We start from the raw sequence: 13,646 nt of genomic DNA, 5'->3' as shown, positions 1-13,646 counted from the left end.
TCGAGCAACTTTTCTGCTGGCACTGCGGTAGAATCCCGCGCTTTGCTCCTCGCCAGCGCATGACGATTCCCCTGCACTTTCTCGCCGCCCTCGACAAGGCCGATCCCTCCTGGCACCCCACGCTGGTGGCGGGCCTCGAAGCCATCGCGGCTGCCGATCCCGCCTACCTGCCGGCGCTGGCCGACGACACGTACCTGCCGACCGGATCGCGCCTGTTCGCCGCCTTCGCGCTGCCGCTGGACCGGGTGCGTCATGTGCTGGTGGGCGAAGGCCCGTATCCCCGCGAGGAAAGCGCGACCGGCATCGGCTTCATGGACGGCGCCGTCGGCAGCCTGTGGTCCGACGCCGCCGATGGCGGCCTGTCCAAGCGCGTCAACCGGGCCACGTCTCTGCGCAACTTCATGAAAATGCTGCTGGTGGCGGACGGGCAGCTGGACGAAGCCGAGACTGCCGGTGCGGCGCTGGCCGCCTGTGCAAGCCGTGCCAAGGGCGGGGCGGCGATCGGCACGCTGGCCGAACTGCAGGGGCGGCTCATGGAGCACGGCTTCCTGCTGCTGAACGCGTCGCTGGTATTCCGGCCACACGTGGCGCCCGTAAAGGATGCCAGGGCATGGCTGCCGTTTTTCGCCACGGTGGTCGACGTGCTGGCGGCGCGCAAGGCGCAACCCAGGCTGGTGCTATGGGGCAAGATTGCCGAGCAGTTGAACAAATTGCCGGCGGTGCGGGCAATGCCGCAAGCGGTGGCCGAACACCCGTACAACCTGTCGTTCATCGCCAACAAGGATATGCACGCGCTGTTCGGGCCGATGCGCTTGTTGCATCGCAGCTGATTTTGGCGGGAAACCCGCGTGAACCGGGCGAAATGGCGTATTGCGCTGCAACCGGAACGAAAGCCAAGGCCCGGCAAGGATTCCAGGAAGCTGTTATACTTGACTAAATCGTTCAGGTAATCAGGTTTTAAAAGCTTCGGATTGAAAGAAATCAATACCAAGGCTGGCGATGCCGGCTTGGCGATGAACCGAAGCACGAGATTTTACCTGCGTTCAATACCGGTTTCAGTTTCAGTTTCAGTTTCAGTTTCAGTACCAGTTTGCAGTACCAGTTTCGGAAACCCAGCAAGGAGCGCGTCGGAGCGAATGATCCGGCGGCATTTAATCGAGGTCGTATGCGTCTGACTACCAAAGGCCGCTTTGCCGTGACGGCAATGATCGACCTGGCGATGCGCCAGGGCAAGGGTCCCGTCACGCTCTCTGGCATCAGCCAGCGGCAGGCCATTTCGCTGTCCTATCTGGAACAGCTGTTCGGCAAGCTGCGCCGGCACGAGATCGTGGAGTCCATCCGCGGTCCCGGCGGCGGCTACAGCCTGGCCCGCCGCGCCGACAAGGTGACGGTTGCCGACATCATCATCGCCGTCGACGAGCCCCTCGATGCGACCCAGTGCGGCGGCAAGGAAAACTGCCATGGCGCGGACCACGCCAACGGCGCCCGCTGCATGACCCACGAACTGTGGACCACGCTGAACGAAAAAATGGTCGATTACCTCGACTCGGTCTCGCTGCAGGACCTGGTCGACCAGCAAAAACAGAAGAACGCCGAGCAGAGCGTGGTGGTCATGCACCGCAACGAGCACGCCGCCCTGGCCAAGTAACCGTCGCTATACAGAACAAACCCATACACGCCGCAAAGCACTGGAGTGAAAAGATGAACGCCCCTGAAAAGAACGTCCCCAAGGTTGCCCCGGTCGATTTCAAGACCGCGCCGCATTTCCCGATCTACATGGACTATTCGGCCACCACGCCGATCGACCCCCGGGTGGCGGACAAGATGATTCCGTACCTGCGCGAGCAGTTCGGCAACCCGGCCTCGCGCAGCCACATGTACGGCTGGACGGCGGAAGCGGCCGTGGAAGAGGCGCGCGGCCACGTGGCGGCGCTGATCAATGCCGATCCGCGCGAAATCATCTGGACGTCCGGCGCGACCGAAAGCAACAACCTGGCGATCAAGGGCGCGGCGCAGTTCTACAAGACCAAGGGCAAGCACATCATCACGGTGAAGACCGAGCACAAGGCCGTGCTGGATACCGTGCGCGAACTGGAACGCCAGGGCTTCGAAGCCACGTACCTGGACCCGCAGGATAACGGCCTGATCACCGTCGAGCAGCTGGCCGCGGCCGTGCGCCCGGATACGATCCTGGTCTCCGTCATGCTGGTCAATAACGAGATCGGCGTGATCCAGCCGGTCGGCGAGATCGCCGCCTTCTGCCGCGGCAAGGGCATCATCTTCCATTGCGACGCTGCCCAGGCGACCGGCAAGCTGGCCATCGACGTGCAGGCGCTGAAAGTGGACCTGATGACGTTCACGGCCCATAAAACCTATGGTCCGAAGGGCATCGGCGCGCTGTACGTGTGCCGCAAGCCGCGCGTGCGCCTCGAAGCGCAGATGCACGGTGGCGGCCACGAGCGCGGCCTGCGTTCGGGCACGCTGCCGGTGCACCAGATCGTGGGCATGGGCGAAGCCTTCCGCCTCGCCAAGGTGGAAATGGACGACGAGATCGCCCGCATCAAGGCGCTGCGCGACCGCCTCGCGACCGGCCTGCAAACGATCGAAGAAGTCTACGTCAACGGCGACATGGACCACCGCGTGCCGCACAACCTGAACGTGTCGTTCAACTACGTGGAAGGTGAGTCGCTGATCATGGCCGTGAAGGACCTGGCCGTATCGTCCGGTTCGGCCTGCACGTCGGCCAGCCTGGAGCCATCGTACGTGCTGCGCGCCCTGGGCCGCAGCGACGAACTGGCGCACAGCTCGATCCGCTTCACGATCGGCCGCTTCACGACCGAACAGGACATCGACTTCGCCATCGAACTGATGAAGTCGAAGGTGGGCAAGCTGCGCGAACTGTCGCCGCTGTGGGACATGTTCAAGGAAGGGATCGACATTAATTCGATCCAGTGGGCCGCTCACTAAGCAATTCAACTTATTCAGTTGGTGTCTGACACCAATCGGGAAAACCGGTGTCAGACACCAAGTCTACAAACAAGGAGCAATATCATGGCTTACTCGGAACAAGTACTCGATCACTACGAAAACCCGCGCAACGTGGGCGCGTTTGAAAAGGGCGACGACACCGTCGGTACCGGCATGGTCGGCGCGCCGGCCTGCGGCGACGTGATGAAGCTGCAGATCAAGGTGGGCGCGGATGGCCTGATCGAAGACGCGAAATTCAAGACCTACGGCTGCGGTTCGGCGATCGCTTCGAGCTCGCTGGTGACCGAATGGGTCAAAGGCAAGACGCTGGACGAAGCGCTGGCCATCAAGAACACGCAGATCGCCGAAGAACTGGCGCTGCCGCCGGTGAAGATCCACTGCTCGATCCTGGCGGAAGACGCCATCAAGGCAGCCGTCAGCGATTACAAGGCCAAGCACTCGGCCTGAGTTTGAATGCAACAACGGGGCTCGCGTGGCGGGCCCCGATGAAGGAGGAATTCGCATGGCAGTCACCCTGACCGAAAAGGCAGCAAAGCATATCTCCCGCTACATCGAACGGCGCGGCAAGGGCGTTGGCCTGCGCTTCGGCGTGCGCACGACGGGTTGCTCGGGGCTGGCCTACAAGCTGGAATACGTCGACGAAGCGGCACCGGAGGACTCGGTGTTCGAATCGCATGGCGTGAAGGTGTTCGTCGATCCGAAAAGCATGCCGTACATCGACGGCACGGAACTCGACTTTGCGCGCGAAGGCCTCAACGAGGGCTTCAAGTTCAACAATCCGAACGAAAAAGACGCCTGCGGTTGCGGCGAAAGCTTCCGCGTCTGATCCGCCGCATCCGATTCGCATCCCAGATTCATTCATCGTGCAGAACCACTTCGAACTCTTCCACCTGCCGCGGCAGTTCGCCATCGATGCCGACGCGCTGGATGCCGCCTACCGCGAAGTCCAGGGCCGCGTGCATCCCGACAAGTTCGTCAACGCCACGGACGCTGAAAAGCGTGTCGCGATGCAATGGGCCACCCGTGCCAACGAGGCCTATCAAACGCTGAAGAATCCGCAGCGGCGTGCGCAGTACCTGTGCGAGCTGCACGGCGTCGACCTGCAGACGGAATCGAACACGGCGATGCCGATGGCGTTCCTGATGCAGCAGATGGAATGGCGCGAGGAACTGGCCGAGGCGCGCGCGGCGCGCGATGCGGCGCTGCTCGACAAGCTGGACGGCCAGTTGCGCACCGCCCGCAAGGGCCAGTTGAAGGATATCGAGGCGCAGCTGGACGCGGGCGATTACCAGGCTGCCGCGCAGGGCGTGCGCGCATTGATGTTCCTGGAAAAATTCGGCGAAGAAGTGCGCTTTGCCTTCGACGCGCTCGACGCATAGCCGCACATCCACCACGCGTCGCGGTGGCCTGCCCTGGCGGCATGCCGCATCCGGCAGGCGCACAACAACAACAGGTTTTACATGGCTCTTCTGCAAATTTCCGAACCAGGCATGTCCACGGCGCCGCACCAGCATCGCCTGGCGGTCGGCATCGACCTGGGCACGACGAACTCGCTGGTCGCCACCGTGCGCTCGTCCATTCCCGAGGTGCTGAACGACGAGGACGGCCGGCCGCTGCTGCCGTCCGTCGTGCGCTACCTGCCGAATGGCAACGCCAACATCGGCTACAAGGCACTGGCGGCGCAGACCACCGACCCGAAGAACACGGTGGTTTCCGTCAAGCGCTTCATGGGCCGTGGCCTGAAGGACATCGCGTACGCGGAAAACCTGCCGTATGACTTCGTCGATGGCCCCGGCATGGTGCAGCTGAAGACCGTGGCCGGCGTGAAGAGCCCGGTCGAAACGTCGGCCCAGATCCTGGCCACGCTGCGCCAGCGCGCGGAAGATGCACTGGGCGACGACCTGGTGGGCGCCGTGATCACGGTGCCGGCGTATTTCGACGACGCGCAGCGCCAGGCCACGAAGGATGCGGCCCAGCTGGCCGGCCTGAACGTGCTGCGCCTGCTGTCGGAACCGACCGCCGCCGCGATCGCCTATGGCCTGGACAACGGCTCCGAAGGCCTGTTCGCCGTGTACGACCTGGGCGGCGGCACGTTCGACATCTCGATCCTGAAGCTGTCGAAAGGCGTGTTCGAAGTGCTGGCCACGGGCGGCGACTCCGCGCTGGGCGGCGACGATTTCGACCACCGCCTGTTCTGCTGGATCCATGCGCAGGAAAGGCTGGCGCCGCTGAACGAGAAGGACACCGCCGTGCTGATGGTGAAGGCGCGCGAAGCCAAGGAATTGCTGTCGACCAAGAACGAAGTGCTGATCGACGCCAGCCTGTCGTCCGGCGAGAACGTCCACCAGGTCATCACCGCCGAGACGTTCAACGAGATCACGAAACACCTCGTGGCCAAGACGATGAACGCCGTGAAGAAGGCGCTGCGCGACGCGAACGTGGATGCCGACGATGTCGACGGCGTGGTCATGGTGGGCGGCGCCACGCGCATGCCGCACGTGCAGCGCGCCGTGGGCGAGTTCTTCCACACGATCCCGCACGCGAACATCGACCCGGACAAGGTGGTGGCGCTGGGCGCCGCCATCCAGGCGAACCTGCTGGCCGGTAACCGTGCCGCGGGCGACGACTGGCTGCTGCTGGACGTGATCCCGCTGTCGCTGGGCATCGAGACGATGGGCGGCCTGGTGGAGAAAATCATCCCGCGCAACTCGACGATCCCGTGCGCCCGCGCCCAGGAATTCACCACGTTCAAGGATGGCCAGACGGCGCTGGCCGTGCACGTGCTGCAGGGCGAGCGCGAACTGGTGTCCGACTGCCGGTCGCTGGCCCGCTTCGAACTGCGCGGTATTCCGCCGATGGCGGCCGGTGCGGCCCGCATCCGCATCACCTATCAGGTCGATGCGGATGGTCTGCTGTCCGTCTCGGCGCGCGAGCTGCGCTCCAACGTCGAGGCATCGATCACCGTGAAACCGTCGTACGGCCTGGGCGACGACGACGTCGCCCGCATGCTGCAGGAGTCGTACACTTCCGCCGAAACCGACATGAAGGCGCGCGCGATGCGCGAAGAGCAGGTCGAGGCCGAGCGCATCCTGCTGGCCACGCAGTCGGCGCTCGATGAAGATGCGGGCCTGCTGTCGAGCGAGGAACGCGCCGCCGTCGACGTGCTGATGCAGAAGACCCGCGACGTGCTGGCCGCCTCGGTGGCCGGCACGACCGACCACCTGGCCGTGAAAACCGCCGTCGAGGAACTGGCGCACGGCACCGAGGAATTCGCTTCGCGCCGGATGGACCGCAGCGTGCGCAGCGCGCTGGCGGGCAAGTCGCTGGATCAAGTTGCCTAGAAGTCGTGTAAAAGCGCGGGTCGCATAACCAAACAAATATCATAGAGGTAGCAAGTGCCACAAATCGTCATCCTGCCCCACGCCAAGCTGTGCCCCGAAGGCGCCGTCATCGAGACGGAAGCGGGCAAATCCGTCTGCGACGTCCTGCTGGACAACGACATCCACATCGAGCACGCGTGCGAAAAATCGTGCGCCTGCACCACCTGCCACGTGATCGTGCGCGAAGGGTTCGATTCGCTGAACGAAGCCACCGAAACGGAAGAAGACCTGCTGGACAAGGCGTGGGGCCTGGAAGCGCAGTCGCGCCTGTCGTGCCAGTCGATCGTGGCCGATGAGGACCTCGTCATCGAAATCCCGAAATACACCATCAATCACGCCAGCGAAGGCTCTCACTGACATGAAGTGGACCGACATCACGGCGATTGCGGAAGCGCTGTATGACAAGTATCCGCACCTGGACCCGACGCAGATCCGCTTCACGGACCTGCACCACTGGGTGGTGACGCTGGAAGGCTTCGACGACGACCACAAGCGCGGCGGCGAAAAAATCCTCGAAGCGATCCAGCAGGCGTGGATCGATGAAGCACAGTAAGGCCGCGAAGGGTGCCGCTGCTGTGCCGTTGCCTGTCACGGTGACCGACATCCCGGAAATCAAGCCGGGCCAGTCGGTGGCGCTGCTGCAGGAACTGCACATCCTCACGCGCGACGGCAAGCTGAACCAGGACAGCCGGCGCAAGCTCAAGCAGGTGTACCACCTGTACCAGTTCATCGAGCCGCTGCTGAACGACGTGGTGAAGGAAAAGGGCGCCGTGTCGCTGGTCGACCATGGCGCCGGCAAGTCCTACCTCGGCTTCATCCTTTACGACCTGTTCTTCAAGGGCCTGCAGGAAGAGGCGCATCGCCAATCCCGAATCTACGGCATCGAGACGCGCGACGAGCTGGTGCAGCGCTCGCGCGAACTGGCCGCGAAGTTCGACTTTCCGGGCATGTGTTTCCTGCCGCTGTCGGTGGCCGAATCGACGACCTCGTCCGAGCTGCCGCCGACGATCGACATCGTCACCGCGCTGCACGCCTGCAATACGGCGACGGACGACGCGATCGACTTCGCGCTGAAAAAGCGCGCCAGGCACATCGTGCTGGTGCCGTGCTGCCAGGCCGAAGTGGCATCGGTGCTGAAGAAGAACAAGGGCCAGTCGCTCGGCAAGAGCGCGCTCACGGAAATCTGGCGCCACCCGATCCACACCCGCGAATTCGGCAGCCAGATCACCAACGTGCTGCGCTGCCTGCAGCTGGAAGCCCACGGCTACCAGGTCAACGTGACGGAGCTGGTGGGCTGGGAACATTCGATGAAGAACGAGCTGATCATCGCGACGTACAAGAACCTGCCGCGCAGGCGTCCGGCCGACCGGCTGAAGGAAGTGCTCGACACCGTCGGGCTGCAGGAAATGGAGCACCGTTTCTATACGGGAGCGGAGGCTGGCCATGAGTGACGATACGATCCGCCTGTCCAAGCGGGTAATGGACGAGAAGGGCTGTTCGCGGCGCGAAGCGGAGCTGTACATCGAGGGCGGCTTCGTGCTCGTCGATGGCGTCGTCGTCGAAGAGCCGGGCGCCCGCGTGGCGCCGGCGCAGACAGTGGCGCTGGCGCCCGATGCCACGCTGCTGGAGATCGTGCCGGTGACGATCCTGCTGAACAAGCCGGCCGGCGCCGACGCGCTGCGCTGCCTGTCGGAAGAGACGCTGCACCGCAGCGGCCACGCGGGCGAGCGCTTCCTGAAGCGCCACCTGCACAACCTGACGCCGGCGCTGCCGCTCGACGCATCGGCCAGCGGCCTGTTCGTGTTTACGCAGGACTATCGCATCATCCGCAAACTGGTGGACGAACCAGGGTCGGTCGAGCAGGAACTGATCGTCGACGTCGATGGCACCATTGCCGAAAACGGCCTGGCCCAGCTGAACCAGGGCGCCACGAAAGTGAGCTGGCAAAACGAACGCCGGCTGCGCTTCGCCGTGAAGGGCCCGAAGCCGAGCCAGATCGACCGCATGTGCGGCGCCGTCGGCCTTACGCCAACCGCCATCAAGCGCCTGCGCATCGGCCGCGTGCCGATGGGCAGCCTGCCCGCCGGCCAGTGGCGCTACCTGCTGGGCTACGAACGATTCTGACCCGTAAAACTGGGGACAGACCCTGGTTTAGAGGCAAAACTGGGGACGGACCCCTGTTTAGAGGAAATTTCCTCAAAACCAGGGTCTGGAGGGAGAGATGCCTTGCAGGCCATCTCTGCTACACAGGCGAGGAGCATGCTCCTCGAAGCTGCGGCCATGCAGGGCCGCATCGTTCCGCAGGCGTGGAGCATGCTCCACGAAACCCCTGCGTTACCCCCTGTTTCGCCCCCAGTTTTGCTGCCTGGTATTTCCAGTTATTCACTGTTATTCCCTGTTACTTCCGCTTCTTGCTGTTCGCCGTCGCCGTGGTCGTATAGAACTCCGGCGGCTTGCGGGCGACCCAGTCGATGAACGTGCGGATATCCTCGTTTTCGCGCAGCCTGTCCCACGTGTGATACGTGCGGAACAATTCCTTCTCGGTAAAGACCGAGTGGATCTTGCGGTGGCAGATCTTGTGGATGGGGAACTGCGCGCGGCCCTTGAATGTCTTCGGCACGAGATGGTGCCGGTCGATGTTGGCCGTGCCCAGCGGGCGGCCGCACAATGGACACAGTGGTTCGGCAGGGAAGTCGTCGTCCGGTTTCATCCGGCACAGGTGAGGGCGGCAACGGCCGCACGCAAGGTCAGGCTGCCTTGGCGGAAGCTTTCCTTGCGGGCTTCGGCAATTGCACGAGGCACGTGCCGGCGATGCGGTCATGCAGGAATTGCCGGTCGCGGTCGAGGAAGGCCGTGAGCGACCACGCGCCGATGCCGATGGCGATGGCACCCAGCGCATGCCAGTGCTCCAGCCCCAGCGCCCAGCTGGCGATGAGCGCCGGCAGCACCCACATCCAGGCCAGCAGGTAACGCAGCGCGGCGTGCCGCAGCGTCACCGGCGCGCCGTCCGGCAGCGTAACGCGCAGGCGCCACGTCTGCATCGCCAGCGTCTGGCCGTTGCGGCGCCACTGATGGATGAAATACGCGCCCAGCACGAGGAACGCCAGCGCCTGGCGGCCATGCTCGACCGCGGCGGCATGGCTGGCGTCCATGACGAATTCGAATACGAGGAATGGCAGGAACAGGGCGGCAAACGCGAGCAGAAGTTCATACACCATCGACACCAGGCGGCGCCTGATCGAAGGCATGGATACTGCCGCGTTATTTGGCTGCATTGGGAGAGGTCGACGACGCGGTCGGGGCGGGTGCCGGCGCGGCGAGCGGGGCTGCCGGCGTTGCCGGAACCGCCGGGATCGCCGGTGCGGGAGTGGGCGGGGAAGCGGGCGGATTCTGCTGCATCATCACGGCCGGCGTGGCGGCGCCCTCCAGCGGATACACGAGTTCCTGAACCGGCTGTGGCGCGGGCGCCGGTGCCGGTGGTGGCGTCACCGGCGGCGTCGCGGCCAGCGCGGGCGGCGGGACGGCCGGGCCATGCGGCTTCGCTGCTTGCGGTGTTTTCGCCAGGCTTTGCGCGGGGGTAGGCGGCTTCGCCAGTTGCTGTTTCTTCGCGGTGCCGGCCTTGGCCAGCTTGCGTTTTTCCTCGTCGGACAGCTGCTGGTACTCTTCCCACTGGGCCGCCTTCTTGCCGCCGACGGCACGCTGGGCGCGCGCATAGTTTTCCCGCACGGCCTTGCGTTCCTCGGGCGACATTTCCGTCCAGGCCCGCATCCGGTCGAGCATGCGCTTTTTCTCGGTGGGTTTCATCGACGCATAGCGGCCGGCGATGTCGAGCCATTTTTGCTTGCGCACGGGACCCAGGTCGTCCCAGCCGGCCTTCAGCGGGCCGAGCGCCTCTTTCTGGGCAGGCGTGAGATCCTGCCAGCGCAATTCAGCCATGGAAGGCGAGAGAAGTGCCGACGCGGAAGCGGCCGGTGACGGCGCTGCGTCCGGACGATGATGGCGCAACGCGACGACACCGGCGGCGATCGCGACGATCAGCGCGGCAGCACCACCCCATACCCATGCACGCCCGTACTTCTGCGCCATCCTCAACGCCCGCGCGTTTCGAGATAGGCGTTGAAGCCGTTATCCAGATAGGCCGACAGCGGCAGTTCGTCCGACAGCAGGGCCGCATCCAGTTCCGCCAGTTCGGCGATCGACTGCTGCTGCTCGTACTGGTATACACCGACCATGCCGCCCACCACCATCAACAACGGCAGTACGACGGAGAAACGGCTGATCCAGCCGATCGGTGCGGAGAAGAAGCCGTTACCGCCGGCGGTGGATGCCACCGTGGCCGTACGGGTCACACGGACTTCGACGTGCGGTTTCTTGCGGGCCATGGCCGCCTGGCGGGCAGCGGCAAGGCGGTCGGTCGTCGAAGCCGGTAAATCGTCCAGCTTCTCGTTGAGCGCATGGCGCACGCGGTAAGCGAAATTGATTTCTTCGGTATTCATAGTTTGATTCCCTTGGCTTTGAGTGCTTCGGCGAGAGTGTGAGTTGCTCTTGAGCAATGTGTTTTCACGCTCCCTTCGGAACATCCCATCGCTGCGGCCGTCTCTGCTACATCCATATCCTGCCAGTAACGCATAAGGAATGCTTCCCGTTGACGCGTTGGGAGTTTTTGTACTTCCGCTTCAATGAGTTGCAAGGTCTGCATGCGCTCGACCTGGTCGGCGCTGGACTCGGCTGCCTGGGTACCTTGTTCGGCCTCGTAGGATTCGAGTATATCAAAATCCTCATGTTCCTCTTGGGAATTTCCGAGTCCGGAAAACAGGCTGACCCATGTGTTTCGCACCTTTTCGCGGCGAAAGTAATCGAGGATCGTGGTTTGCAGAATGCGCTGGAACAGCAGGGGGAGCTCGGCGGCCGGCTTGTCGCCATATTTTTCCGCCAGTTTGATCATCGCGTCCTGGACGATGTCCAGTGCTGCCTCATCCTTGCGTACCGCATAGACCGCCTGCTTGAAGGCACGTCGTTCGACGTTTTCCAGAAAGTCTGAAAGTTCTTTATCTGTTGCCATCAGGAGGGGAATACGTGCCGTTGAGGTCTTCTAAGCGTGCATCCTAGCAAAATTCACGTATTCCCGCATTTTTTTGGCGCTTTTTGCCACGCTTATCCATTAATCATGCACCGAACAGGAGCATAAAGCCGAAAAAATCATAATATTTCTTGACCAGCGATGGTGCAACGCAGTAACGTATGGAACGCTTTGCACACCACGAAGCTCCCAGGTCGCGCGCAGTTGCACACAACGCTCTCGTGCCCGATCCGCTTTCATATGTCAGCAGTTTGCTCCAGCCCGCGCCAAAAGTGCGAGAGGTCGGCCGAACAGCTGCAGAAACTCAGGCAGAAAGAATCGCGTTACAGCGTCCGTCTCGCACCCCACTACGGTTGGGGGAACAGCCGGCGTCACCGCGAATGAAAAGTATGCGTGAGGGAGCTGTGGCGATAGGCTAACTTCGACAGGCAAGAGCATCCGTTCAATCTCCTATGGACCTTGAAAGGAATGTTTCATGAACAACGAAGCAGCCATCACTGGCGCCGAGATACTCGTGCGCTGTCTGGCCGAAGAGGGCGTCGAACACGTCTTCGGCTATCCGGGAGGAGCAGTCCTCTATATCTACGACGCCATCTTCAAGCAGGACAAATTCCAGCATATCCTGGTTCGCCATGAACAGGCCGCCATCCATGCAGCGGACGCGTATTCGCGCAGCTCGCAGAAGGTCGGCGTTGCCATCGTCACGTCGGGCCCCGGCGTCACCAATGCGGTGACCGGCCTGTCGACGGCGTACATGGATTCCGTGCCGATGGTCGTCATTTCCGGCCAGGTGCCGAGCCATGCGATCGGCCAGGATGCGTTCCAGGAGTGCGACACGGTCGGCATCACGCGCCCCGTCGTCAAGCACAACTTCCTCGTCAAGGACGTCAAGGACCTGGCGGAAACGATCAAGAAAGCCTTCTACATCGCCAGTACCGGCCGTCCCGGCCCCGTCCTGGTCGACATCCCGAAGGACATCTCGATGCACAAGCACGTGTTCTCCTATCCGAAGGAGATCGAGATGCGTTCGTACCGTCCGGTCGACAAGGGCCACTCGGGCCAGATCCGCAAGGCGGTGCAGCTGCTGCTGGCGGCCGAGCGTCCGATGATCTATGCCGGCGGCGGCGTGATCCTGGCCAATGCGGCCCCCGAATTGAACAAGCTGGCCGAGCGCCTCGGCTTCCCCATCACGAACACGCTGATGGGCCTGGGCGGCTCGCGCTCGTCGAGCGACCAGTGGGTGGGCATGCCCGGCATGCACGGCACCTACGAAGCGAACATGGCGATGCAGAACTGCGACGTGCTGATCGCTATCGGCGCCCGCTTCGACGACCGCGTGATCGGCAACCCGAAGCACTTCGCATCGAACCCGCGCAAGATCATCCACGTGGACATCGACCCGTCGTCGATCTCCAAGCGCGTGAAGGTGGACATTCCCATCGTCGGCAACGTCAAGGACGTGCTCGTTGAGTTCCTCGCGCAGCTCGACGCGGCCGACCACCGGCCGAATCCGGCCCAGCTGTCCAAATGGTGGAACCAGATCACCGAATGGCGCAACCGCAACTGCCTGAAGTATCCAACGTCGGATCTCGTCATCAAGCCGCAGTCCGTGGTGGAAAAGGTCTACGAGATCACGCGCGGCGACGCGTTCATCACGTCGGACGTGGGCCAGCACCAGATGTGGGCCGCGCAGTACTACAAGTTCGACAAGCCGCGCCGCTGGATCAACTCCGGTGGCCTGGGCACGATGGGCGTCGGCCTGCCGTATGCGATGGGCGTGCAGATGGCGAACCCGGATGCCACGGTGGCCTGCATCACCGGCGAGGGCTCGATCCAGATGAACATCCAGGAACTGGCTACCTGCAAGCAGTATCACCTGACGCCGAAGATCATCATGCTGAACAACCGCTTCCTGGGCATGGTGCGCCAGTGGCAGGAGCTCGACTACGGTTCGCGCTATTCCGAGTCGTACATGGATTCGCTGCCTGATTTCGAGAAGCTGGCCGAGGCCTATGGCCACGTCGGCATGCGCATCGAAAAGCCGGGCGACGTCGACGGCGCGCTGCGCGAAGCATTCGGCATGAAGGACCGCCTGGTGTTCATGAATTTCATCACCGACCAGAGCGAAAACGTGTGGCCGATGGTCCAGACCGGCAAGGGCCTGTCCGAAATGCTGCTCGGTTCGGAGGACCTCTGAT

Annotated in this window: 17 protein-coding genes; 12 read left to right on the top strand and 5 right to left on the bottom strand. The window is 63.1% G+C overall.

Features of this window, described 5'->3' with window-relative positions:
- Positions 1-59 precede the first annotated feature (59 nt).
- The 11 genes from ACY65G_RS02710 to ACY65G_RS02660 all read left to right on the top strand — a co-directional run bounded on the left by ACY65G_RS02710 (position 60) and on the right by ACY65G_RS02660 (position 8,492).
- A complete protein-coding gene (locus tag ACY65G_RS02710) occupies positions 60-830 on the top strand; it encodes a uracil-DNA glycosylase family protein (RefSeq protein WP_464995812.1) in 771 nt (256 codons plus the stop codon).
- 335 nt (positions 831-1,165) lie between these two features.
- Positions 1,166-1,648 (top strand): Fe-S cluster assembly transcriptional regulator IscR, encoded by a 483-nt coding sequence (gene iscR / locus ACY65G_RS02705; RefSeq protein ID WP_464995811.1) that lies wholly within the window; start codon positions 1,166-1,168, stop codon positions 1,646-1,648.
- Between the two features lie 53 nt (positions 1,649-1,701).
- Positions 1,702-2,967: an IscS subfamily cysteine desulfurase gene (locus ACY65G_RS02700; RefSeq protein WP_464995810.1), complete on the top strand. Its 1,266-nt coding sequence runs from the start codon at positions 1,702-1,704 to the stop codon at positions 2,965-2,967.
- A gap of 84 nt (positions 2,968-3,051) precedes the next feature.
- Entirely contained in the window at positions 3,052-3,435 is a 384-nt protein-coding gene (gene iscU / locus ACY65G_RS02695; protein WP_464995809.1) for a Fe-S cluster assembly scaffold IscU, read from the top strand.
- Positions 3,436-3,490: 55 nt separating this feature from the next.
- Positions 3,491-3,814 (top strand): iron-sulfur cluster assembly protein IscA, encoded by a 324-nt coding sequence (gene iscA, locus ACY65G_RS02690; RefSeq protein ID WP_130188276.1) that lies wholly within the window; start codon positions 3,491-3,493, stop codon positions 3,812-3,814.
- Between the two features lie 37 nt (positions 3,815-3,851).
- On the top strand, positions 3,852-4,367 hold the full coding sequence (gene hscB / locus ACY65G_RS02685) for a Fe-S protein assembly co-chaperone HscB (RefSeq protein ID WP_464995808.1): 516 nt from the start codon (positions 3,852-3,854) through the stop codon (positions 4,365-4,367).
- 81 nt (positions 4,368-4,448) lie between these two features.
- Positions 4,449-6,329, top strand: a complete 1,881-nt coding sequence (hscA, locus tag ACY65G_RS02680) for a Fe-S protein assembly chaperone HscA (protein WP_464995807.1) — start codon at positions 4,449-4,451, stop codon at positions 6,327-6,329.
- Positions 6,330-6,383: 54 nt separating this feature from the next.
- Entirely contained in the window at positions 6,384-6,725 is a 342-nt protein-coding gene (gene fdx / locus ACY65G_RS02675) for an ISC system 2Fe-2S type ferredoxin (protein ID WP_130188279.1), read from the top strand.
- Position 6,726: 1 nt separating this feature from the next.
- Positions 6,727-6,921 carry a Fe-S cluster assembly protein IscX gene (gene iscX / locus ACY65G_RS02670; protein ID WP_137313976.1) on the top strand — a complete coding sequence of 65 codons (195 nt, stop codon included), beginning with the start codon at positions 6,727-6,729 and terminating at the stop codon, positions 6,919-6,921.
- Entirely contained in the window at positions 6,908-7,819 is a 912-nt protein-coding gene (locus tag ACY65G_RS02665; protein WP_464995806.1) for a class I SAM-dependent methyltransferase, read from the top strand. Before iscX ends, ACY65G_RS02665 begins: the two co-directional genes overlap by 14 nt.
- Positions 7,812-8,492 (top strand): RNA pseudouridine synthase, encoded by a 681-nt coding sequence (locus tag ACY65G_RS02660; RefSeq protein WP_464995805.1) that lies wholly within the window; start codon positions 7,812-7,814, stop codon positions 8,490-8,492. Before ACY65G_RS02665 ends, ACY65G_RS02660 begins: the two co-directional genes overlap by 8 nt.
- A gap of 274 nt (positions 8,493-8,766) precedes the next feature.
- Here the strand turns inward: ACY65G_RS02660 and ACY65G_RS02655 are convergent, their stop codons facing one another.
- From ACY65G_RS02655 to ACY65G_RS02635, 5 genes are read right to left on the bottom strand one after another with little or no spacing between them, the layout of a single operon-like run.
- A complete protein-coding gene (locus ACY65G_RS02655) occupies positions 8,767-9,078 on the bottom strand; it encodes a hypothetical protein (protein WP_464995804.1) in 312 nt (103 codons plus the stop codon).
- Positions 9,079-9,115: 37 nt separating this feature from the next.
- Positions 9,116-9,616 carry an RDD family protein gene (locus ACY65G_RS02650; RefSeq protein WP_464995803.1) on the bottom strand — a complete coding sequence of 167 codons (501 nt, stop codon included), beginning with the start codon at positions 9,614-9,616 and terminating at the stop codon, positions 9,116-9,118.
- Positions 9,617-9,629: 13 nt separating this feature from the next.
- Positions 9,630-10,454 carry a DUF3106 domain-containing protein gene (locus tag ACY65G_RS02645; protein WP_464995802.1) on the bottom strand — a complete coding sequence of 275 codons (825 nt, stop codon included), beginning with the start codon at positions 10,452-10,454 and terminating at the stop codon, positions 9,630-9,632.
- Between the two features lie 2 nt (positions 10,455-10,456).
- A complete protein-coding gene (locus tag ACY65G_RS02640; RefSeq protein WP_464995801.1) occupies positions 10,457-10,864 on the bottom strand; it encodes a DUF3619 family protein in 408 nt (135 codons plus the stop codon).
- On the bottom strand, positions 10,861-11,430 hold the full coding sequence (locus ACY65G_RS02635) for an RNA polymerase sigma factor (RefSeq protein ID WP_464995800.1): 570 nt from the start codon (positions 11,428-11,430) through the stop codon (positions 10,861-10,863). The genes ACY65G_RS02640 and ACY65G_RS02635 overlap by 4 nt, the downstream gene beginning before the upstream one ends.
- 493 nt (positions 11,431-11,923) lie before the next feature.
- Between ACY65G_RS02635 and ACY65G_RS02630 the strand changes: the two genes are divergently transcribed.
- Positions 11,924-13,645, top strand: a complete 1,722-nt coding sequence (locus tag ACY65G_RS02630; RefSeq protein WP_464995799.1) for an acetolactate synthase 3 catalytic subunit — start codon at positions 11,924-11,926, stop codon at positions 13,643-13,645.
- Position 13,646: the final 1 nt, after the last annotated feature.

This window comes from Pseudoduganella sp. jia 12, assembly GCF_055502675.1.
The sequence above is the reverse complement of the archived record's forward strand: the minus strand, read 5'-3'. Positions and strand labels throughout refer to the sequence as shown.